At 65.4% G+C, this 21,806-nt stretch carries 19 protein-coding genes and 2 tRNA genes; 13 read left to right on the forward strand and 8 right to left on the reverse strand.

The genetic code is table 11. From position 1 onward, the window contains the following. Position 1 precedes the first annotated feature (1 nt). On the reverse strand, positions 2-1,141 hold the full coding sequence (locus HQ354_RS07665) for a sorbosone dehydrogenase family protein (protein ID WP_068428432.1): 1,140 nt from the start codon (positions 1,139-1,141) through the stop codon (positions 2-4). 114 nt (positions 1,142-1,255) lie between these two features. Here HQ354_RS07665 and HQ354_RS07670 point away from each other — a divergent pair, with 114 nt between their 5' ends. Then, the gene (locus HQ354_RS07670; protein ID WP_068428434.1) at positions 1,256-2,161 is read left to right on the forward strand and encodes a DoxX family protein; all 906 of its coding nucleotides are present in this window, start codon (positions 1,256-1,258) and stop codon (positions 2,159-2,161) included. 51 nt (positions 2,162-2,212) lie between these two features. Here HQ354_RS07670 and ilvD read toward each other — a convergent pair whose 3' ends face one another. Both ilvD and HQ354_RS07680 read right to left on the reverse strand, forming a co-directional pair. Next, a complete protein-coding gene (ilvD, locus tag HQ354_RS07675) occupies positions 2,213-4,054 on the reverse strand; it encodes a dihydroxy-acid dehydratase (RefSeq protein WP_068428437.1) in 1,842 nt (613 codons plus the stop codon). A gap of 69 nt (positions 4,055-4,123) precedes the next feature. Then, positions 4,124-4,636, reverse strand: coding sequence for a PH domain-containing protein (locus HQ354_RS07680; RefSeq protein ID WP_217266269.1), 513 nt, complete (start codon positions 4,634-4,636; stop codon positions 4,124-4,126). Between the two features lie 254 nt (positions 4,637-4,890). Here HQ354_RS07680 and HQ354_RS07685 point away from each other — a divergent pair, with 254 nt between their 5' ends. The 5 genes from HQ354_RS07685 to HQ354_RS07705 all read left to right on the forward strand — a co-directional run bounded on the left by HQ354_RS07685 (position 4,891) and on the right by HQ354_RS07705 (position 11,213). After that, positions 4,891-6,858, forward strand: a complete 1,968-nt coding sequence (locus HQ354_RS07685; protein ID WP_068428439.1) for an acetolactate synthase large subunit — start codon at positions 4,891-4,893, stop codon at positions 6,856-6,858. After that, complete coding sequence (gene ilvN, locus HQ354_RS07690; RefSeq protein WP_068428441.1) at positions 6,855-7,358, forward strand: acetolactate synthase small subunit; 504 nt, start codon at positions 6,855-6,857, stop codon at positions 7,356-7,358. Before HQ354_RS07685 ends, ilvN begins: the two co-directional genes overlap by 4 nt. A gap of 57 nt (positions 7,359-7,415) precedes the next feature. Further along, positions 7,416-8,417, forward strand: a complete 1,002-nt coding sequence (gene ilvC / locus HQ354_RS07695; protein ID WP_174551464.1) for a ketol-acid reductoisomerase — start codon at positions 7,416-7,418, stop codon at positions 8,415-8,417. Between the two features lie 148 nt (positions 8,418-8,565). Beyond that, positions 8,566-10,161 (forward strand): phosphoglycerate dehydrogenase, encoded by a 1,596-nt coding sequence (gene serA / locus HQ354_RS07700; protein WP_068428447.1) that lies wholly within the window; start codon positions 8,566-8,568, stop codon positions 10,159-10,161. Positions 10,162-10,202: 41 nt separating this feature from the next. After that, positions 10,203-11,213, forward strand: a complete 1,011-nt coding sequence (locus tag HQ354_RS07705; protein WP_068428450.1) for a 3-isopropylmalate dehydrogenase — start codon at positions 10,203-10,205, stop codon at positions 11,211-11,213. 75 nt (positions 11,214-11,288) lie between these two features. Here HQ354_RS07705 and HQ354_RS07710 read toward each other — a convergent pair whose 3' ends face one another. Continuing rightward, entirely contained in the window at positions 11,289-12,434 is a 1,146-nt protein-coding gene (locus HQ354_RS07710) for an MFS transporter (protein WP_068428453.1), read from the reverse strand. 187 nt (positions 12,435-12,621) lie between these two features. On the opposite strand from HQ354_RS07710, the gene HQ354_RS07715 reads away from it, so the two are divergent. Genes HQ354_RS07715 through HQ354_RS07725 form a run of 3 tightly spaced genes read left to right on the forward strand, consistent with a single transcriptional unit; the run spans position 12,622 to position 15,906 of the window. Beyond that, entirely contained in the window at positions 12,622-13,395 is a 774-nt protein-coding gene (locus HQ354_RS07715) for a fumarylacetoacetate hydrolase family protein (protein WP_068428456.1), read from the forward strand. 35 nt (positions 13,396-13,430) lie between these two features. After that, positions 13,431-14,903: a glutamate--tRNA ligase gene (gene gltX / locus HQ354_RS07720; RefSeq protein ID WP_068428459.1), complete on the forward strand. Its 1,473-nt coding sequence runs from the start codon at positions 13,431-13,433 to the stop codon at positions 14,901-14,903. A 19-nt stretch (positions 14,904-14,922) separates the two neighbouring features. Continuing rightward, positions 14,923-15,906, forward strand: coding sequence for a YihY/virulence factor BrkB family protein (locus HQ354_RS07725; RefSeq protein ID WP_174551448.1), 984 nt, complete (start codon positions 14,923-14,925; stop codon positions 15,904-15,906). Here the strand turns inward: HQ354_RS07725 and HQ354_RS07730 are convergent. Further along, positions 15,888-17,408, reverse strand: coding sequence for a bifunctional 3'-5' exonuclease/DNA polymerase (locus HQ354_RS07730; protein ID WP_084423882.1), 1,521 nt, complete (start codon positions 17,406-17,408; stop codon positions 15,888-15,890). The two genes, HQ354_RS07725 and HQ354_RS07730, sit on opposite strands and share 19 nt — an antisense overlap. 216 nt (positions 17,409-17,624) lie before the next feature. Between HQ354_RS07730 and HQ354_RS07735 the strand changes: the two genes are divergently transcribed. Together HQ354_RS07735 and HQ354_RS07740 are read left to right on the forward strand one after the other, a co-directional pair. Next, a tRNA-Gln gene (locus HQ354_RS07735) sits at positions 17,625-17,696 on the forward strand. Between the two features lie 116 nt (positions 17,697-17,812). Further along, positions 17,813-17,885 (forward strand) — tRNA-Glu (locus HQ354_RS07740). Positions 17,886-17,941: 56 nt separating this feature from the next. On the opposite strand, the gene HQ354_RS07745 is transcribed toward HQ354_RS07740, so the two are convergent. The 3 genes from HQ354_RS07745 to HQ354_RS07755 are packed head-to-tail and all read right to left on the reverse strand — an operon-like array spanning position 17,942 to position 19,434. Next, positions 17,942-18,109, reverse strand: coding sequence for a DUF5302 domain-containing protein (locus tag HQ354_RS07745; RefSeq protein WP_165839592.1), 168 nt, complete (start codon positions 18,107-18,109; stop codon positions 17,942-17,944). 58 nt (positions 18,110-18,167) lie between these two features. Further along, entirely contained in the window at positions 18,168-18,677 is a 510-nt protein-coding gene (locus tag HQ354_RS07750) for a PPOX class F420-dependent oxidoreductase (RefSeq protein WP_068429137.1), read from the reverse strand. A gap of 55 nt (positions 18,678-18,732) precedes the next feature. Continuing rightward, entirely contained in the window at positions 18,733-19,434 is a 702-nt protein-coding gene (locus HQ354_RS07755) for an IclR family transcriptional regulator (protein ID WP_068428468.1), read from the reverse strand. 190 nt (positions 19,435-19,624) lie between these two features. Between HQ354_RS07755 and leuC the strand changes: the two genes are divergently transcribed. Beyond that, a complete protein-coding gene (gene leuC / locus HQ354_RS07760; RefSeq protein WP_222634606.1) occupies positions 19,625-21,049 on the forward strand; it encodes a 3-isopropylmalate dehydratase large subunit in 1,425 nt (474 codons plus the stop codon). Positions 21,050-21,099: 50 nt separating this feature from the next. Continuing rightward, entirely contained in the window at positions 21,100-21,717 is a 618-nt protein-coding gene (gene leuD, locus HQ354_RS07765) for a 3-isopropylmalate dehydratase small subunit (protein WP_068428474.1), read from the forward strand. The last annotated feature ends 89 nt before the right edge of the window (positions 21,718-21,806 follow it).

Genomic DNA, 21,806 nt, shown 5'->3' on the forward strand with positions numbered 1-21,806 from the left:
TCTAGTCGAATCCGCCTCCGCCTGCGGGGACCGGAATCTTGACGACGCGATCGTCGTTGGGGCCGGGCGCGTCACCGTTCTTGTTGACGGTCCCGGCCCAGATCGTGCCGTCGCCGGAGATCGCGGCGCCGTTGAGTTGGCCGTAACGGTCCTGCGCGACGAGGGACGGCGCGGCGGTCACGGCTCCGGTGTTCTCGTCGGTTGCGAGCACGGCGACGGCCTTGCCCGTCGTCAGCGCGATGGCCACCGTGCCGGGGCCGGCCGCGCAGCCGGCGACACCGGGACGGTCCGGCCAGGTCCAGACCGGTGAGACGACCGTGCCGAGTTGGTCGATGCGCTGCAGCCGATCCTCGACGGCCGTCCGGTCGGTGACCCAGATGCTGCCGGTCTGATCGGTGCAGACGTCGCCTGCGGTCCCGATACCGCTCAGTGCGACGGCCGGGGCAGGCGGGTTCGCGGACGGCGTCAACGAGTCGACGCGCAGCAACTTGCCGGAAAGTGACGCCGGATCCGTTGCGGCAGCAGGGTTTCCGGCATCGCCCGTCAGTACCAGCATCTGACTGGGGCTGGAGAATTCGATCGCACCTCGGTTGCTCACCTGGCCGCGCGGGATGCCCGTCAGTACTGGCTTCGGGGTGTCTCCGGCTGCGATACGGACGACACGGTTGTCCGAGCCCGTCGTGATGTAGGCGTAGATGAGTCCGTCCTCGGCGTAGCTCGGGGACAACGCCAGATCGAGCAGACCGCCGTCGCCGGACGCGTCGACGTCGACGCGCGCTACTTCCGTCGGCTGCTGCCCCTGGGCGACCTGCACTATCCGCCCGGTACGCCGCTCGCCGATCAACGCCGAGGCACCACCGGGGAGCATGACGAGACCACCGGTGGTGTCGAGACACGTCGCGATCACGTTCGGGTCCGGGTCGACACACGGACCGGGAGGCGGGCCGGGAGCGGCGGAGGTGGACGTCGGAGGCGCGTCGGGGTCGACGGGGTCGATCTCGGCTGCGCCGAAGGACGGCTCGGGGCTGAACGGGGTGGATGCGGAGTCGTCGAAGCGTGCACATCCCGCCGCCATGATCGCGGTGACGGCCAGGACTGCGGAGGCGGTAGCTCTTCGTGACGACGCACGCACCAACTTCATGTACGCAAACGTTACGGAAACCTCGGCGCACTTCGCCAGGCGGTCCGGATCCGTGAGCGCCGCGCCCGACTCAATGTAGGTGCATCGGCGCCTCACCGCTCTAGTGTTGGAGACGTGACCGACAAGCCCCGTGACTCCGACAAGCCCGACTCCGGCTACGAGCCTGCGTCGAGCCCGTACGACCAGCCCACCGAACAGATTCAGCAGCCACCGAAGGCGCGCCCGGCCTCGGGTGACTCGAACAAGTTGCCACGTACCGACGACGACTTGGACTTCGGAAGCAGCACGGCGTCGTACCCGACCGAGCAGCTACCCGCGTTCCGCCCGTCGAAATACGAGGAGCCGACGCCGTCGGACACCGGATCGTCGTACTCGGACAAGCCGACGGAGGTGTTCGATCGCTCCCAGACGAGTGCGCCGGTCTCACCGGCACCGTCCGTGTCCCCAGCCGCTTCCGCGCCGGAACCCGTCGTGCGTACCGAGACGGTGCAGATCCCGGCCAAGCGCGGCACGCTGGATCTCGGATTGCTGCTGCTGCGTCTGGCAGTGGGTGGCATCTTCCTCGTGCACGGTCTTCAGAAGCTGGTCGGCTTGTGGAACGGCCCGGGTCTCGACGGCTTCCGCGGACTGCTCGAGGACACCGGCTACGAGCAGGCCAACATCCTCGCGATCGCGGGCGCGGTCGGTGAGACCGCGGGCGGTGCGCTGCTGATACTCGGACTGGCGACGCCGTTCGCGGGTGCCGCGGTTCTCGGCGTCATGATCAACGCGTGGTGCTTCAAACAGGCCGCCGACCCGGGTCTGCAGTTCTTCGCGCCGAACGGCGTCGAGTACGAGAGCCTCCTGGGCGTTGCAGCCGCCGCGATCATCCTGACCGGCCCGGGCAAGATCGCGCTCGACGGCCGCAGGGGATGGGCGACGCGTCCGCGCTTCGGTTCGTTCCTCGCGCTGCTGCTCGGCATCGCCGGCGGCGTGTGCATCTGGATCTTCTTGAACGGTGCGAACCCGATAGCGGCGTAGCCGCATGTGAGTGGGAATGCGTACTGGAGTACGCATTCCCACTCACGGGGCCTAGGGCACGTACCGCACTGCGCCCTTGTCGGCCGACGTCGCGAGAGCTGCGTACGCGCGCAGGGCCGTGGTGACCGTGCGCTGGCGATCCACGGGCTGCCACGGGCGCTCCGACGCCTCCATCTTGGCCCGTCGCGTCGCGAGAACGTCGTCGTCGACGAGGATCTCGAGCGTGCGCGAGCCGACGTCGATGCGCACCTGGTCGCCGTTCTCCACCAGACCGATGACGCCGCCCGACGCGGCCTCCGGGGAGATGTGGCCGATGGACAGGCCGGACGTGCCACCGGAGAAGCGGCCGTCGGTGATCAGCGCGCACTCCTTGCCGAGACCGGCACCCTTGAGGAACGCCGTCGGGTGCAGCATCTCCTGCATGCCCGGGCCGCCCTTGGGGCCCTCGTAGCGCACGACGAGCACGTCGCCCGGCTTGATCTTCTTCTGCAGGATCGCCGACACGGCTTCTTCCTGCGACTCCACGACGAGCGCCGGGCCCTGGAACGAGAACAGTTCCTCGTCGATGCCCGCCGTCTTCAGAATGGCGCCGTCGACCGCGATGTTGCCGCGCAGCACGACAAGACCACCCTCGACGGTGTACGCATGCTCCTTGTCGCGAATGCACCCGCCTGCGGCGTCGGTGTCGAGCGACGACCACCGGTTGTCCGTCGAGAACGGTTCGGTGGTGCGCACTCCACCGGGAGCAGCATAGAACAGCTCGAGGGCCTCGTCGGAAGCCTTGCCGGAGCGGATGTCCCACGTGTCGAGCCACTCGTCGAAGCTCTTCGTGTGCACCGTCGAGACGTCGGTCTCGAGCAGGCCTGCGCGACGCAGTTCGCCCAGCAGCGCCGGGATTCCGCCTGCGCGGTGCACGTCTTCCATGTGGTAGTCGGAGTTCGGCGACACCTTGGACAGGCAGGGGACCTTGCGGCTGATGGCGTCGATGGTCTCCAGATCGAAGTCGACCTCGCCCTCCTGGGCTGCGGCGAGCGTGTGCAGCACGGTGTTGGTCGAGCCGCCCATCGCGACGTCGAGTGCCATCGCGTTGCGGAACGCGGCGGGGGTGGCGATGCTGCGCGGCAGCACGGAGTGGTCGTCCTCGCGGTAGTACTTGAGCGCTGCTTCGACGACGACGGTGCCCGCCCTCTCGAAGAGTGCGCGACGCGCACTGTGCGTCGCGAGTGTGGATCCGTTGCCCGGCAGAGCAAGACCGAGGGCCTCGGTGAGGCAGTTCATCGAGTTGGCGGTGAACATGCCCGAGCACGAACCACACGTGGGGCAGGCGCTGCGCTCGACCTCGTCGAGTCCTTCCTCGGACACGGACTCGTTGGCGCTCGCCGAGATCGCGGTGATGAGGTCGGTCGGTGCCTGCGCGACGCCACCGACGACGACGGCCTTGCCCGCTTCCATCGGACCGCCCGAGACGAAGACCGTCGGGATGTTCAGACGCATCGCGGCATTGAGCATGCCGGGAGTGATCTTGTCGCAGTTGGAGATACAGACGAGCGCGTCGGCGGTGTGCGCGTTGGCCATGTATTCGACCGAGTCCGCGATGATTTCGCGGCTCGGCAGGGAATAGAGCATGCCGCCGTGGCCCATTGCGATGCCGTCGTCGACAGCGATCGTGTGGAACTCACGTGGAACGCCACCGGCAGCGCGGACGGCGTCGGCGACGATTTCGCCTACGTTCTTCAAATGCACGTGGCCGGGCACGAATTGGGTGTACGAGTTGGCGATCGCGACGATCGGCCTACCGAAATCCGAGTCCGTCATTCCAGTGGCGCGCCAGAGCGAGCGTGCGCCCGCGGCGTTGCGTCCGACAGTGGTAACCCGTGACCGTAGCGGCGGCATGCTTCGATTCCTCAATCTGTGGAGCGAATACTTTTCAGCGGATATCGCTCCGGCAAGGCTACTCCCGTATCACGAAGTGCCCTTGTCCGGTCCGCCGTCGGTTTCCGAATCCTGCTCCGCCCGCTCGGCATCGGCCGCGGCGGCATCGGCTGCTGCTGCCGCGTACGGATCGGTGATGCGTCCACCGCTCGCGGCCGCCAACTGAGGCAGACGGTCGAAACGAACGAGAGGAAGTGACTTCTCGCTCTTGTCCTTCAGGACGACGCGTGCCCACCGGCGATTCGGAAAGTGGATCCCGCGGACGTCGTCCCACCCTATGAACTCGGAGCCGAGGAATCGACGCACGGAAAGACCGTCGATCGACACCACGGTCCTGACCCGAATCACCCACACGGCCACTACGATGGGGACCACGAAGAGCCAGCCGAGAGCGGCAGGCCAACTCGCTGCGGGGAAGAAAACTCCGAACAGGAGCAGGGCCACGCCGATCAGCGCGAGGCGCGGAAGCCGGATGACCTGTGGGGAGGGATCGGGCGTGTGGGATGATGTGTCCGGTGGTTCGGACTGCTGCGGAGACGACACCCATTCATCTTCGCATTGCAACTGCGCGATCTCACATAATGGGATTGCGTCGTGACGAGTTTGACTGTTCCCTATGCGCGCGCCTACCGTCGAGCGCGTGAAGCGGAATCAGATACTCGTAATCGGCCGGCGCGTCGTCGCCTGAGCCGGTTCATTCCAACTCGCATCGACGCGCCACCCTCGTACAGCCTCGGCTGGCGGGGGTTTTTTCTTGCCCAGAGATCGTCCAGTACCAAGACCCTGAGGAAGCCGCAGTGAGCGCACCAACCGCACGCCCAGGGCCCACGACACGTAAGTCGGGGGCAGTCAGCAGCTCGTCGACGCAAGAGACGCCGACGGTAGGCATCGTCGAAGGATCTCGCCGTCAGGTCGCACCCGAAAAGGTGACCGGCGCGCAGTCCGTCGTCCGAGCGCTCGAGGAACTCGACGTCGACACGGTATTCGGTATTCCCGGCGGCGCCGTCCTTCCCGTCTACGACCCGCTCTTCGACTCGAAGAAGGTCCGCCACGTCCTCGTCCGGCACGAGCAGGGTGCAGGACACGCCGCAACGGGTTACGCCCAGGCAACCGGCCGCGTCGGTGTCTGCATGGCGACGTCCGGACCCGGCGCGACCAACCTCGTGACCCCGCTCGCCGACGCACAGATGGACTCGGTCCCCGTCGTCGCGATCACCGGTCAGGTCGCCCGCAGCCTCATCGGCACCGACGGGTTCCAGGAGGCCGACATCTCCGGCATCACCATGCCGGTGACCAAGCACAACTTCCTGATCACCGACGGGGTCGACATCCCGCGGATCATCGCCGAGGCGTTCTACATCGCCGCGTCCGGTCGTCCGGGCGCTGTCCTCGTCGACATCCCGAAGGACATCCTGCAGGCGCAGACGACGTTCTCGTGGCCGCCGGAGATGCGACTGCCCGGCTACCGTCCGGTGACCAAGCCGCACGGCAAGCAGGTTCGCGAAGCGGCGCGCTTCATCGCCGACGCGAAGCAGCCCGTGCTGTACGTCGGCGGCGGTGTCATCAAGGCCAATGCGTCGGCCGAGTTGCTGGAACTCGCGGAGCTGACCGGCATTCCGGTCGTCACCACCCTGATGGCGCGTGGCGCGTTCCCCGACACGCACCAGCTGAACCTCGGCATGCCGGGCATGCACGGAACCGTTGCAGCCGTTGCGGCACTGCAGAAGAGCGACCTGCTCATCACGCTCGGCGCTCGTTTCGACGACCGTGTCACCGGCAAGCTGTCGTCGTTCGCGCCGAACGCCAAGGTCATTCACGCCGACATCGACCCGGCCGAGATCGGCAAGAACCGATACGCGGACGTGCCGATCGTCGGTGACTGCAAGGAGGTCGTCGTCGAGCTGATCGAGGCCATCCGCGCGGACCGTGCCACCGGCACGACGCTGGACCTCGCGGAGTGGTGGACCTACCTCGACGGCATCCGCAAGACGTACCCGCTGAGCTACGACCGTCCCCAGGACGGGAGCATGTCGCCGGAATTCGTCATCTCCGCGGTCGGCAAGGCCGCAGGTCCCGACGCGGTGTACTGCGCGGGCGTCGGCCAGCATCAGATGTGGGCGGCGCAGTTCATCGACTACGAGAAGCCGCGTACGTGGCTCAACTCGGGTGGTCTGGGCACCATGGGGTACGCGGTTCCCGCAGCCATGGGCGCCAAGATGGGCGTGCCGGACACCGAGGTGTGGGCGATCGACGGCGACGGCTGCTTCCAGATGACCAATCAGGAACTCGCCACGTGCGCGGTCGAGGGCATCCCGATCAAGGTCGCGTTGATCAACAACGGCAACCTCGGCATGGTTCGGCAGTGGCAGACGCTGTTCTACGAGGAGCGTTACTCCAACACGAACCTCGGAACCCATGGCACGCAGCGCATTCCGGACTTCGTCAAGCTGGCCGAGGCTCTCGGTTGCGTCGGAATCCGGTGCGAGCGCGAGGAAGACGTCGACGACGTCATCGCGCAGGCCCGGGCGATCACGGACCGGCCGGTCGTCATCGACTTCATCGTCGGTGCCGACGCGCAGGTCTGGCCGATGGTGGCCGCAGGCACGGGTAACGACGAGATCATGGCAGCACGTGGCATCCGCCCGCTGTTCGACGAGGACGAGGCCTCGGTCGCCGAGCCGGCCGTCATCCACGAAGCCATGAACCGCGAGCAGGCGCACGGTGAGGCGCTGTCCGCGAACGACGAGAAGGGCACCGCGAAGTGAGCACGAGTCATACCCTCAGCGTCCTCGTCGAGGACAAGCCAGGTGTGCTGGCCCGCGTCGCCGCGCTGTTCTCGCGTCGCGGATTCAACATCTCCTCGCTCGCCGTCGGCGGCACCGAGATTCCCGAGATCTCGCGCATGACCATCGTCGTGACCGTCGACGAATTCCCGCTCGAACAGGTGACGAAGCAGCTCAACAAGCTCATCAACGTCATCAAGATCGTCGAGCAGGACGACGACACGTCGGTCGCGCGAGAATTGGTCCTGATCAAGGTGCGTGCCGACGCAAGCGTGCGGAGCGAGGTCATCGAAACGGTGAACCTGTTCCGCGCCAAGGTGATCGACGTGTCGCCCGAGTCCGTCACGGTCGAGGCGACGGGTACCCGCTCGAAGCTCGATGCGTTGCTGAAGATGTTGGACCCCTATGGAATTCGAGAAATAGTTCAGTCGGGAGTCGTTGCCGTCGGACGTGGACCGAAATCGATCACTGCCTCGCGCTAGCCGCGAGCAGTACAGCGTAAAACCCAAGAGGAAAGGTAATAACCAGTGGCAGTCGAGATGTTCTACGACGACGATGCTGATCTGTCGATCATCCAGGGCCGCAAGGTCGCGGTCATCGGCTACGGAAGCCAGGGCCACGCGCACTCGCTGAGCCTGCGCGACTCGGGCGTCGACGTCCGCATCGGCCTGAAGGAAGGTTCGAAGTCTCGCGCCAAGGCCGAGGAGCAGGGACTGACCGTCGGCACGCCGGCAGAGGTTTCCGCATGGGCCGACGTCATCATGGTGCTCGCACCCGACACCGCTCAGGCATCGATCTTCAAGGAAGAGATCGAGCCGAACCTGAAGGACGGCGACGCGCTGTTCTTCGGTCACGGACTCAACATCCACTTCGACCTGATCAAGGCTCCTGCCGGCGTCACGGTCGGCATGGTGGCCCCCAAGGGCCCCGGCCACCTCGTGCGTCGCCAGTTCGTCGACGGCAAGGGCGTTCCCGCGCTCATCGCCATCGATCAGGACCCGAAGGGCGAGGGCCAGGCGCTCGCGCTGTCGTGGGCCAAGGGCATCGGTGGCACGCGCGCAGGCGTCATCAAGACCACGTTCAAGGAAGAGACCGAGACGGACCTCTTCGGCGAGCAGGCTGTCCTCTGCGGTGGCACGGAAGAACTCGTCAAGACGGGCTTCGAGGTCATGGTCGAGGCCGGCTACGCACCCGAGATGGCGTACTTCGAGGTTCTGCACGAGCTCAAGCTCATCGTCGACCTCATGTACGAGGGTGGCATCGCCCGCATGAACTACTCGGTGTCCGACACCGCGGAGTTCGGCGGCTACCTCTCCGGCCCGCGCGTCATCGACTCGGGCACCAAGGAGCGCATGAAGGCGATCCTGGCCGACATCCAGTCCGGTGAGTTCACCCGTCGCCTCGTCGCCAACGTCGAGAACGGCAACACCGAGCTCGAAGGCCTGCGCAAGGCCAACGCCGAGCACCCCATCGAGGTCACCGGCAAGAAGCTGCGCGACCTGATGAGCTGGGTCGACCGTCCGATCACCGAGACGGCCTGATCCGTCGTACATGAGTGAAGGGCATCCGCGAGGGTGCCCTTCGCTCGTTCGGTGAGGGTGAACCCCGTGCTGTTCGCCCAGGCCATTAAACTTGTCCCGCACTCGCACTCTTTCACCAGCTCGAAACCGACATAGGGGAGTTCTTCACGTGAGCCAGCCAGGCCGTCCTGTCGTTCTGATCGCCGACAAACTTGCGCAGTCCACAGTCGAGGCTCTCGGCGACGGCGTCGAGGTCCGTTGGGTCGACGGCCCGGACCGCCCCGCCCTGCTCGCCGCCGTCCCCGAGGCCGACGCGATCCTCGTTCGCTCCGCGACGACGGTCGACGCCGAGGTCCTCGCCGCAGGCACCAAGCTGAAGATCGTCGCCCGCGCAGGCGTCGGCCTCGACAACGTCGACGTACCGGCAGCCACCGAGCGCGGTGTCCTCGTCGTCAACGCACCGACGTCGAACATCCACACCGCTGCCGAGCACGCCGTGACGCTGCTGCTGTCCGCTGCGCGTCAGATCCCCGCCGCCGACAAGACGCTGCGTGAGCACGAGTGGAAGCGCAGCAAGTTCAACGGCGTCGAGATCTTCGGCAAGACCGTCGGCGTCGTCGGACTCGGCCGCATCGGCCAGCTGTTCGCGCAGCGCCTCGCCGCGTTCGAGACCCACATCATCGCGTACGACCCCTACGTCTCCGCAGCACGCGCCGCACAGCTCGGCATCGAGCTCGTCAGCCTCGACGAACTGCTCACGCGCGCCGACATGTTCTCGGTGCACCTGCCCAAGACCCCCGAGACCAAGGGCATCATCGGCAAGGAAGCCCTCGCCAAGACCAAGCCCGGCGTCATCGTCGTCAACGCGGCTCGCGGTGGGCTCGTCGACGAGCAGGCTCTCGCCGACGCCATCACCAGCGGCCACGTCTTCGCTGCAGGCATCGACGTCTACGCCAGCGAGCCCTGCACCGACAGCCCGCTGTTCGAACTGCCCCAGGTCGTCGTCACGCCGCACCTCGGTGCGTCGACCACCGAAGCGCAGGATCGCGCGGGCACCGACGTCGCGAAGTCCGTATTGCTCGCTCTCGCAGGCGAATTCGTTCCCGACGCAGTGAACGTCAAGGGCGGCGCGGTCGGCGAGGAAGTGTCGCCGTGGCTCGACATCGTTCGCAAGCAGGGTGTCCTGCTCGGTGCGCTATCCGACGAACTGCCGTCGTCGCTGTCGGTCGACGTCCGCGGTGAGCTCGCAGCCGAGGACGTCGAAATCCTCAAGCTGTCGGCGCTGCGCGGTCTGTTCTCCGCCGTCATCGAGGACTCGGTCACGTTCGTCAATGCACCCTCGCTCGCCGAGGAGCGCGGTGTCACCGCCGAGGTCACCACGGCACCCGAGAGCGAGAACCACCGCAGCGTCGTCGACATCCGCGCCGTCTACGGCGACGGCACCGTCCTCAACGTCGCGGGCACGCTCACCGGAACCCAGCAAGTCGAGAAGATCGTCAACATCAACGGACGCAACTTCGACCTGCGTGCCGAGGGCAAGAACCTCATCATCAACTACACCGACCAGCCCGGCAGCCTCGGCCGCATCGGCACACTGCTCGGTGACGCGGGCGTCGACATCCAGGCCGCGGCGCTCAGCCAGGACTCCGAGGGCGACGGCGCGACGATCCTGCTTCGCGTCGACAAGGACGTGTCCGCCGAGGTCAGCGCGAACATTGCCTCGGCGGTCGGTGCGTCGACCATCGAGCTCGTCGACCTGTCCTGATCGTCTCTCACATCCATTCGCTCGAACAGAACGAGGAGTCAATGAAGCTCGCCGTCATCGCTGGAGATGGAATCGGCCCCGAGGTCGTCGACCAGGCACTGAAGGTGCTGGACGTCGTCGTCCCCGGCGTCGACAAGACCGAGTACGACCTCGGTGCTCGCCGCTACAACGCGACCGGCGAGCTTCTCCCGGATTCCGTTCTGGACGAGATCCGGGCGCACGACGCAATCCTGTTGGGCGCCATCGGCGATCCGTCCGTGCCCAGTGGTGTGCTCGAGCGCGGACTGCTGCTGCGCGCTCGGTTCGCGCTGGACCACCACATCAACCTGCGTCCGGCCAAGCTGTACCCGGGTGTCGTCGGACCGCTCGACGGCAACAAGAACATCGACATCGTCGTCGTCCGTGAAGGAACCGAAGGCCCGTACACCGGCAACGGCGGTGCGCTGCGCGTCGGTACGCCGAACGAGGTCGCGACGGAGGTCAGCGTCAACACTCGCTTCGGTGTCGAGCGCGTGGTGCGTGACGGTTTCGCGCGGGCCATAGGTCGTCGCAAGCACCTGACGTTGCTGCACAAGACGAACGTATTGTCTTTCGCCGGTAGCCTCTGGGCACGCACGGTCGACGAGGTTGCCAAGGAATTCCCGGAGGTCGAGGTCGCCTACCAGCACATCGACGCCGCCATGATCCACCTCGTCACCGACCCCGGTCGTTTCGACGTCATCGTCACCGACAACCTGTTCGGCGACATCGTGACCGACCTGTCCGCAGCCGTCAGCGGCGGAATCGGTCTTGCGGCCAGCGGAAACATCGACGCGACGGGTACGAACCCGTCGATGTTCGAGCCCGTTCACGGCAGCGCACCCGACATCGCGGGCCAGGGCAAGGCGGATCCCACGGCCGCAATTCTGTCGGTGTCGCTGCTCCTCGCACACCTCGGGGACACCGCGAACTCCGAGCGCGTCGAAGCTGCGGTGGCCGCGGACCTCGCGTCGCGCGGAACTGCTCCGGCCTCGACGTCGGAAATCGGTGACAGGATCGCGTCGAAGCTGTAACCCTTTCTCGCACCGAAGGCCTCCTCCGGTCACTCAGAGTGACCGAAGGAGGCCTTCGGTTTGTGCGGACCCCGGTCAGTCCTTCGACTCGTGGTCCGCCGGGATGACGGGGACGGACAGGGCGGGGAAGATCGAGGACACCAGGAACGCCACGGGAAAGCTGACGGCCGCGAGGGCGCCGAATGCCGGGGGTACGAGGGACGCGGCGATGTACTGACCGGTGTTCTGCATTCCCAGCGCACGACCGCTCCAGTACGGTCCCGCGAACTCCGCGACCGCGGTGAAGGCCAACCCGTTGGGTGCGACGGTGACGACCGATGCGACGACCATGACGACGATGGACACGGGGGAGTCCATCCAGTCGGTGATCGCGAGTACGAGCATGGTGACCGTCGTCGATACGGCGACCCAGCGGAGCGGACGCATTCGGCTGCCGACCCGGTCGGACAGTGCGCCGACGCCCATGCGGCCGAGGGCTCCCAGGATCTGGGTTGCGGTGACGAGTACACCGGCCGATGCGGCGGACCAACCGCGGTCGGACATCAACCACACGAGTGCGTACGTCCAGACGACGTACTGCGGCACGACGAGCAGGATCGACGTCGAATGGATGCGCCACAGCTGGCTGCTCGTGCGGTACGGGTTGACCAGCAGTCCTTGCTTCTCCGCCGCAGCGCGGTCCGGACGCGGGGGATCGACGACGCCCAGGCACAGAATCGCGCCGAGACCACAGATGACCGCTGGGACGAGCAGAGCGGATCCGACGCCGTGGTCGCGCGCGATGGACGGGATGGTCATCGCGGCGACAGCGACACCCAGTGGAACCGACATCTGACGGATTCCCATGGCGAGCCCACGCTGCTTCGGCGGGAACCAGCCGACGACGACGCGTCCGCTCGCGCTGTTGGCGCTGGCTGCAGCCATTCCACCGACCAGAAGGCACAGCCCGAGTATCGGTAGCGAAGTGGTGAAGTACGCGGCGACACTGGCGAGTGCGGTGAGCCCCAATCCGATTGCCAGAACGAGTCTTTCGCCGACGCGATCGACGAGCACGCCCCATGCGATGAGCGTCAGCATGATGCCGACCGTCGGCATCGCGACGAGAATTCCGGCGGTCGCGAAACTGAGGCCGAGATCGTCGTGCAGTGCGGGGATCAGGAAGGCGGCGCCGTTGATGAACACGGCTCCTGCGGTCTGGGCAAGCATTCCGAGCCCGAGCATGAACCACTTTCGACGACTCGTCGTCCGGCTCTCACTGTCGGTTCTCGTCACGTTCCTCACTGCTCCATCTCACTATGTGGACACTGAATCTCTCACTGTGAACTCTTCGGTCGACTGTACTCCGCGTCGGTGGTGGGCAATTCGACGGCCCGGCCACGTGGAAAACGTGGGTCGATAGACTTTCGGTATGCGACTGGGTCGAATTGCAAGTCCTGACGGTGTGGCTTTCGTGAGTATCGAAGGGGAGGGTGACGCGCAGACTGCCAAGGAAATCGCCGAACATCCTTTCGGCACACCGACCTTCACCGGGCGCTCGTGGCCGCTCGCCGATGTTCGCCTGCTGGCGCCGATTCTCGCCAGCAAGGTGATCGCGATCGGCAAGAACTACGCGGCGCACGCCGCGGAGATGGGTGGCGAAGCGCCCGAATCTCCCGTCATCTTCATCAAGCCGAACACGTCGATCGTCGGACCGGGCGCTCCGATCGTGCTTCCCCCGACGTCGAACGAAGTTCATTACGAAGGCGAACTCGCGGTCGTCATCGGCCGCCCCTGCAAGGACGTTCCCGCGTCCAAGGCTCTCGACGTCGTGCTCGGATACACCGTCGCCAACGATGTATCGGCCCGCGATCACCAGCGTGCCGACGGTCAGTGGACCAGGGCGAAGGGGCATGACACGTTCTGCCCGCTCGGTCCGTGGATCGAGACGTCGCTCGATGCATCGGACGTCGAGATCAAGACCGAGGTCGACGGCCAGGTCAAGCAGCACAGCCGCACGTCGCTGCTGTTGCACGACATCCCGAAGATCATCGAATGGGTCTCCGCCGTCATGACTCTGCTGCCCGGTGACGTCATCCTGACCGGAACTCCGGAGGGCGTCGGGCCGATCGCCGACGGCCAGTCGGTGTCGATCACCGTCGAGGGGATCGGAACGTTGACGAACCCTGTCGTAGCCAAGAACTAGACACCCACACTCAAGCCCTCGAACGTGAGCGAGACATGACCTCCACCGAAGTACGAGTCCGATTCTGCCCTTCGCCGACGGGCACACCCCATGTCGGCCTCATCCGCACCGCGCTGTTCAACTGGGCGTTCGCGCGCCACCACGGTGGCTCGTTCGTCTTCCGCATCGAGGACACCGACGCGGCCCGCGACTCCGAGGAGTCCTACGCCGCCCTTCTCGACGCGTTGCGCTGGCTCGGTCTGACGTGGGACGAGGGCCCCGAGGTCGGTGGACCGTACGAACCGTATCGGCAATCGCTTCGACGCGACCAGCACCTCGAGGTCGTCGCGAAGCTTCTGGAGGCAGGGGAGGCGTACGAGAGCTTCTCGACGCCCGAGGAAGTCGAGGCCAGGCACAAGGCGGCAGGTCGCGATCCGAAGCTCGGATACGACAATTTCGATCGTGACCTCACGCCGGAACAGAAGCAGTCGTTCGTCGACGAGGGCCGCAAACCCGTTGTGCGCCTTCGTATGCCGGATCGCGATCTGACGTGGAACGACTTGGTGCGCGGCGAGACGACGTTCAAGGCGGGAACGGTTCCGGACTTCGCGCTCACCCGTGGCAACGGAATCCCGTTGTACACGTTGGTCAATCCTGTCGACGACGCACTCATGAACATCACCCATGTTCTCCGTGGCGAGGACCTCCTGTCGTCGACGCCGCGTCAGCTCGCGCTGTACGAAGCGTTGGTCCGTATCGGAGTCGCGCAGCGGACACCGGAATTCGGTCACCTTCCCTTCGTGATGGGGCAGGGAAACAAGAAGCTGTCCAAGCGTGATCCCGAGTCGAACCTGTTCATTCACCGCGATCGCGGGTTCGTTCCCGAAGGGCTGCTCAACTATCTGGCATTGCTCGGCTGGGGGATCTCGGACGATCACGACGTGTTCTCGTTGGAGGAGATGGTCGAGGCGTTCGAGATCGGCAAGGTCAACTCGAACCCGGCGCGCTTCGACCAGAAGAAGGCCGACGCCATCAACGCCGAGCAGATCCGACTGCTCGAACCGGCGGACTTCGCGACGCGTCTGCGTGCCTTCCTCACCGAGCACGGCCATCTGCCTGCCGAGATCGACGAGGCGCAGTTCGCGATCGCCGCGGATCTGGTGCAGACACGCATCGTCGTGCTGTCCGACGCGTGGGGACTGCTGAAGTTCCTGTACGTGTCCGACGACGAATTCGAGATCGATCCGGCGGCCGCGTCGAAGAATCTCGGTGCCGACGCGGGCCCGGTGCTCGACGCGACCATCGCCGCGCTGACGGCACTGCCCGAATGGAAGACAGCCGAGTTGGAGGAATCGCTGAAGTCCGCGCTGATCGACGGCCTGGGGCTCAAGCCCCGCAAGGCATTCGCTCCCGTGCGCGTTGCGATCACCGGATCGCACATCAGCCCGCCGCTGTACGAGTCCATGGAACTGCTCGGTCGCGACAAGTCGCTCGCTCGACTCGGCGCGGCGCGCGCCCTGGTGGGTTGATCCACCCGATGGCGAGCCGGTGAGCGCTTCCGGCCGGGTGGACCGGTTCCAACGCAGACATCCGGTGGTCGGGTTTCCGCTCGCTGTCGTCTACAAGTTCGTCGACGATCAGGGTGGCTATCTCGCCGCCCTGATCGCCTACTACGCGTTCGTGTCTCTATTTCCGCTGTTGCTGTTGGGCTCGACGATTCTGGGGATCGTGCTCGCGGGCAATCCCGATCTGCAGCAACAGATTCTGGACTCGGCGCTGAATCAGATCCCGATCGTCGGGCAGGACGTCGGCGAACCCACTCGCATCGGTGGCGGCACACTGGGTCTCGTCGTCGGCGTCGTCGGATCGCTGTACGGCGGTCTCGGTGTCGCGGTGGCGTTCCAGAATGCGATGAACACCGCGTGGGCCGTCCCGAAGAATCTGCGCCCGGACCCGATCCGGGCTCGCCTACGCGGTCTGGGGCTGCTCAGTACCGTCGGAGTGGCGGTACTCGGCATCACCGCGGTCAATGTGATCAGCTCCGCGGGCTACTTCGGGGAGATCACGGGCACCGTCGTGCTGGCTGCTGTCGTTCTGTTGAACATCGTGGTGTTCGGTGTCGCGTTCCGGCTCGCCACGGCGAGGCCACTGTCGGTGGGGGACGTGTTGCCGGGTGCTGTTGCGGCAGGGGTGATCTGGCAGCTCCTGCAGACGTTCGGCGGGGTCTACATCAAACATGTCGTGAGCCGAGCCTCGATCATCAACGGTGTGTTCGCGGTCGTGCTCGGACTGCTCGCCTTCATGTACGTCGCAGCGGTTCTCATCGTCGTCGCGGTCGAGATCAACGTCGTACGCGTCGACAAGCTTTATCCGCGTTCGTTGTTGACCCCGTTCACCGACGATGTCGACCTGACCGAAGGGGACCGTCTCACCTACACCGGACAGGCGGAGGCGCAACGCAGCAAGGGGTTCGAGGAGATCGACGTCAGTTTCGACGGCCCGGGACCGAACGGTCATTCCGGATCGGCGTAGTGCGGCCGGACCGCGATGTCCATCGGGAAGCGTACGACGGTGTCGCCGAACAGCAGTCGCGTCGCCGCCAGCGCGGAGTCGACGACGAGTCCGCGCGCGGTATCGGGGTCGGACGTGTGGACCACGACTTCGTCGTGTTGGAAGAACACCAGTTCGCCTGATCCTGGGCGCGCCGACAGGCGTCGCCGCAGTTCGGCCAACAGACATGACGCCCATTCCGACGCCGTCGCCTGCACGACGAAGTTCCGTGTGAAGCGGCCGCGGGCATGGGTGTCGCCGTGGGACCACCACTCCGGCGTCGGCGGCGGGCAGGCTCGTCCGAGCCACGAACGGACCGTCTCACCCCGTTCGCCGGCGCGCGCGGCGCGTTCGACGTAGTCGACGGCGTCCGGGAAGCGGCGACGCAGCAGCGTGAGGAGAGCCCGCGCGTCACCCGACGTCGCGCCGTAGAGGACTCCGAGGATCGCGACCTTGGCCTTGGCTCGGTCCCCGCCGAATGCGGCGCCGGCGACCAGTGCGTAGAGATCGTCGCTGCCCGCTGCATTCATCATCTGTCGATCACCCGACATCGCGGCGAGAATGCGCGGCTCCAACTGACCGGCGTCGGCGATCACGAAGGTGTGTCCTGGATCCGCGATCACACTGTGCCGCAGGGCTTTCGGAATCTGCAGTGCACCGCCGCCACGGCTCGCCCAACGCCCGGACACGACCCCACCGGGAACGTACACGGGACGGAACCGGTCGTTCCTCACCCAGGTGTCGAGCCACGACCATCCGTTGGTGCTGAACAATTTCGCGAGATCGCGGTAGCGAAGAATCAGCGGGATCGCAGGATGGTCGATCCGTCGCAGAACATGGGCGCGTGTGGAGTCGAGCACGATGTCCTCGCGGGCGAATGCGGCCACCACCTCGGCGGGCGATGCCGGATTGACTCGGCGACCGAAGACCTCGCCGACGGCGGTTTCCAGTTCGATCATCGACCGCGGCAGCGATCCGTCGGGTGGACGGGGGCCCAGGACTGTCTCGAGGTACTGCCGATGACGCGTCGACGAGAACGGCAGCCCGTCGTAGCTCATCTCCGCGGCGGTGAGTGCTCCCGCCGATTCGGCAGCGACGAGCAGTCGAAGCGTCGCCGAATCCTGTATCGCGGTGGCGTGCGTCCGATACGACTCGACCAATGAGTCCGGTGACGGAGGATCGTACGTCTCGAAGAGGCCTGGCCGATCGTCGCGGTCGACCGCGGCCGCCATCACCTCCCCTCGCCGCGTCGCCAGAATCGACTCGGTGAGCTCGAGGTCGTGGCAGCGCTGAACGCGAACGCCTGCGTCGAGCAGCGGGGGATAGACGCGCGCTGCAGAGTCCCAGATCCAGCGTGGGTGAGAGTCGGCCTCGATCCTGGAGATGGTGTCCGCAAGATCGGAACATGTGATTCCGTCGCCGACCGTTCCGTCGTCATCGATCGGAACCAGGACGCCACCCGTGCCCGACGGTGCGACGACCATCTTCACGGCGGATTCTCGCGAACGTTCACCCCATGCAGTCTTCAGTAGTGTCGTTTACAGGCCATCGACGGGTCCGTGCGACGCCGTGGAGTCAGGTCAATGCCTCTGAACAGGCGATTTGGAGAATCATGGGTGGGCCCTGCTAATCTCTATCACGGCTCGAAACGAGGTGCAGAGCGCAGCGGAAACGCTCGCCGAGCAGTTCGAGAAGGTCATTGGGGTATGGTGTAATTGGCAACACAGCGGTTTCTGGTACCGCCATTCTAGGTTCGAGTCCTGGTACCCCAGCAAGCGCGAAGCGGCGATTTGGTCGCAGAGCGCGAGCCGGTTAAGCTTCCTGAGCACTCAGCGAGTGGTTGGTGGAGTGCAACCGGAAGTAACACTGCAAGTGCTGTAAAGATCCTGGCCCCGTCGTCTAGCGGCCTAGGACGCCGCCCTCTCAAGGCGGTAGCGCGGGTTCGAATCCCGTCGGGGCTACAACGAAAACCCTCCCACCGATCGCGGTGGGAGGGTTTTTTCGTTCGTCGGGACGGTCATACACTCTTGCGCCGGAACATCTTCTGGTGATCGGCCGGCCCGTGCGCGTTGTGCACCTTGGGTCCGCCGTCCAGGTGGTCGGTCGCGGTCACCGACTTGTGGTTCTTCTTGTCCAGCACTTCGCGGAACTTCTTCTTCAGATTCTCGTTGTCGGACTGGGTCATGATGATCACTCCTCGGGCGTCGACTGCCCACGAAGGTACTCCTCCCGGCAGGCCGGGCTCACCCCATTTTCGAAAGGTACTGAGCCGTGGTGCCGCCGAGCGGAAGCGTCGGGAGCCCCAGTTTGCGGTGATCCCAGGAACGAATCCGGTCTACGACGACGCGAACGACGATTCTCTTGTTCATCATCTGCTCGACCATCGGGCGAACCTCGTCCGAATAGGGACCGGTGTAGCGCTCCCAGACGCTGATGCCGACGTTCAGGGTGGCGTCCGGATCGTCGACGACCTCGGCGTGGCCGTCGATCGACACACCGCGCAGTGTGTCGTACGTATGACCGTCCTCGACGAGAACCGTGACGCGCGGATCGCGGCGTAGGTTGACGGCCTTCTGGGACTTCGCTTTGGTCTCGAACCAGATTTCGCCGTCGAGTAGCGCGTACCACATCGCGACGAGATGCGGTGTGCCGTCACGACCGATCGTCGCGAGGGTTGCGACGCGGCTGCGTTCGAGAAATTCGCCGATCTCGGCGTCGGTCATCGTGATCTGTGCCCGTTGATTGGTTCCCACGAGCATCTTCCTATCAGAGGTGACCGGTCGGTGTTCGCATTCGACGAACGACGGCTCACAATCGCTTGTGTATGGCCTCCGCCGCCGCGAGGAGGTCGGCGGCCCAGCGGGCGCCGGGGCGCCGTCCGATTCGATCGATCGGACCGGAAACCGATACTGCTGCAACGACATTGCCGACCGCGTCGCGAATCGGCGCGGCCACCGACGCGACGCCGGGCTCACGCTCGCCTGCACTCTGTGCCCATCCGCGTCGACGCACCTCGGCCAACGCGCGCTCGCCGAATTCGGCCTCGGGCAATATCGCTCGTTGAGCGTGCGGATCGGCCCACGCCAGAAGGACCTTGGCGCCGGAGCCTGCAGTCATCGGAAGGCGCGCTCCGACGAGGACCGTGTCGCGCAGTCCCGTCGGAGGTTCCATGGAGGCGACGCAGACGCGAACCGATCCTTCGTGCCGGTAGATCTGCACGCTCTCGCCGGTGATCTCACGTAAGCGGGGAAGGACCGAGGCGGCCGCGTCGAGAAGCGTGTCCGACGCGGTGGCGGCGAGCTCCGCCAGACCGGGTCCAGGACGCCACAGGCCGTTGGCGTCTCGGGTGAGAAGGCGGTGGATCTCGAGTCCGACGGCCAGACGGTGGGCCGTCGCGCGGGGGAGTCCGGTTCGTGCGCAGAGATCGCTCAGCGTGCAGGGTTCCTCGGCTACCGCGTACAGAACGCCCATAGCTTTGTCCAGAACTCCGATGCCGCTATGCTGTCTCATAGGTCGATACTAGCGTCTCGCATAGTGGGAATGCACATTGTGAGATCGCACAGGGTGCGCGCACGATGCGAGAGACGCGCAGTGGGTGTGTGCTGTGCAGTGTCGACGAACGACGCGACGTGGGCCGGCCCGTAGCCCACCGGCGCGACAGGCAGAAGTGACTCGAGCGAAGTAGAGATTGGTGGTAACCATGTCCGGAACAGCACGCACGCTGGCGGAGAAGGTGTGGGATCAGCACGTCGTCGTACGCGGCGAAGGTGAAGGTGCTTCGCGTGAGCCCGATTTGATCTACATCGATCTGCATCTCGTGCACGAGGTCACCAGTCCTCAGGCGTTCGACGGCCTCCGTCTCGCCGGACGACCGCTCCGACGGCCGGACCTCACCATCGCCACCGAGGACCACAACGTCCCGACCGCCGACATCTTCGCGCCCATCGCGGATGTCGTGTCGCGGACGCAGGTCGACACGCTGCGCAAGAATTGCGAGGAATTCGGAGTTCGGCTGCACCCCATGGGCAATCTGGATCAGGGCATCGTCCACATCATCGGCCCGCAGCTGGGCCTGACGCAGCCGGGAATGACCGTCGTCTGCGGAGACAGTCACACCTCGACGCACGGTGCTTTCGGCGCCATCGCAATGGGAATCGGCACGAGCGAAGTCGAACACGTCATGGCGACGCAGACGCTGTCGCTGCGTCCGTTCAAGACGATGGCGATCACCGTCGACGGTGAACTCGCACCCGGCGTCACGAGCAAGGACCTGATCCTCGCCGTGATCGCGAAGATCGGCACCGGTGGCGGTCAGGGTTACGTTCTCGAGTACCGCGGCGAGGCCATCCGCGCGATGTCGATGGAAGCTCGAATGACCATCTGCAACATGTCGATCGAGGCCGGGGCTCGCGCCGGCATGATCGCGCCCGACGAGATCACCTACGAATACATCAAGGGGCGGCCGCACGCACCGCAGGGCGCGGACTGGGACGAGGCCGTCGCGGCGTGGGACCAGCTGAAGACCGATCCGGATGCCGTCTTCGACAACGAGGTTCACATCGACGCGTCGTCGCTCACGCCGTTCGTGACGTGGGGTACCAACCCGGGGCAGGGCGCGCCACTCGGTGATCGCGTTCCGAATCCGGACGATTTCGCCGACGAGAGCGCCAAATTGGCTGCCGAGAAGGCGCTGCAGTACATGGGTCTCGAGGCAGGAACTCCGCTGCGGGAGGTCTCGGTCGACACCGTGTTCGTCGGATCCTGCACCAACGGTCGCATCGAGGATCTGCGTGCCGTCGCAGAGGTTCTCGACGGCCGCACGGTCGCCGACGGTGTGCGCATGCTGATCGTGCCCGGATCGATGCGCGTGCGCGCACAGGCCGAGGAGGAAGGTCTCGGTGAGATCTTCACCGCCGCAGGCGCCGAATGGCGCCAGGCCGGATGCTCGATGTGTCTCGGAATGAACCCGGATCAGCTCGCGTCCGGCGAGCGTTCGGCGTCCACCTCCAACCGAAACTTCGAAGGGCGTCAAGGGAAAGGGAGCCGTACTCACCTGGTCTCGCCGCTCGTCGCGGCTGCCACTGCGGTACGAGGCACGCTGTCGTCGCCCGCCGATCTCGTCTGACCCGGCCTTTCATTCGCACGAATTATTCGTTGACCGTAGGAGATTTTTCGATGGAACCCTTTACCAGCCATAAAGGAATCGGCGTACCGCTGCGTCGGTCGAACGTCGACACCGATCAGATCATTCCGGCCGAGTACCTGAAGCGAGTCACGCGTACGGGTTTCGAGGACGGTCTGTTCGCCGCGTGGCGAAACGATCCTGATTTCATTCTCAACAACAGTCCGTACGACCGCGGTTCGGTTCTGGTGGCGGGACCGGACTTCGGAACGGGGTCCTCGAGGGAGCATGCGGTGTGGGCCCTCTCCGACTTCGGATTTCGGGTCGTCATCGCGTCGCGTTTCGCCGACATCTTCCGCGGGAACGCCGGAAAGGCGGGTTTGCTGGCCGCACAGGTCGAGCAGAGCGACGTCGAATTGATCTGGAAGGCACTCGAAGAGCAGCCGGGACTCGAGATCACCGTCGATCTGGAAGAGAAGACCGTCACAGCGGGAACCTTGGTGGTGCGCTTCGATATTGACGACTACACGAGGTGGCGCCTGCTGGAGGGCCTGGACGACATCGGATTGACGTTACGCCAGGTAGACGCCATTGCCGAGTACGAAAAGGCAAGGCCTTCATGGAAACCTACGACGCTTCCCGAGCGCATCGAGGCCCCGTCCGAAGGGTAGGAAATTCGGCCTCCGAGACCTACTGTGGCGGTAAATCTTTCCGTTGCGCCTGATGAAAATTGGCGTGGCGCATAGACTCTTGACGTCTT

Source organism: Rhodococcus sp. BP-261, from assembly GCF_019835205.1.
Lineage (GTDB): Bacteria > Actinomycetota > Actinomycetes > Mycobacteriales > Mycobacteriaceae > Rhodococcoides > Rhodococcoides kyotonensis_B.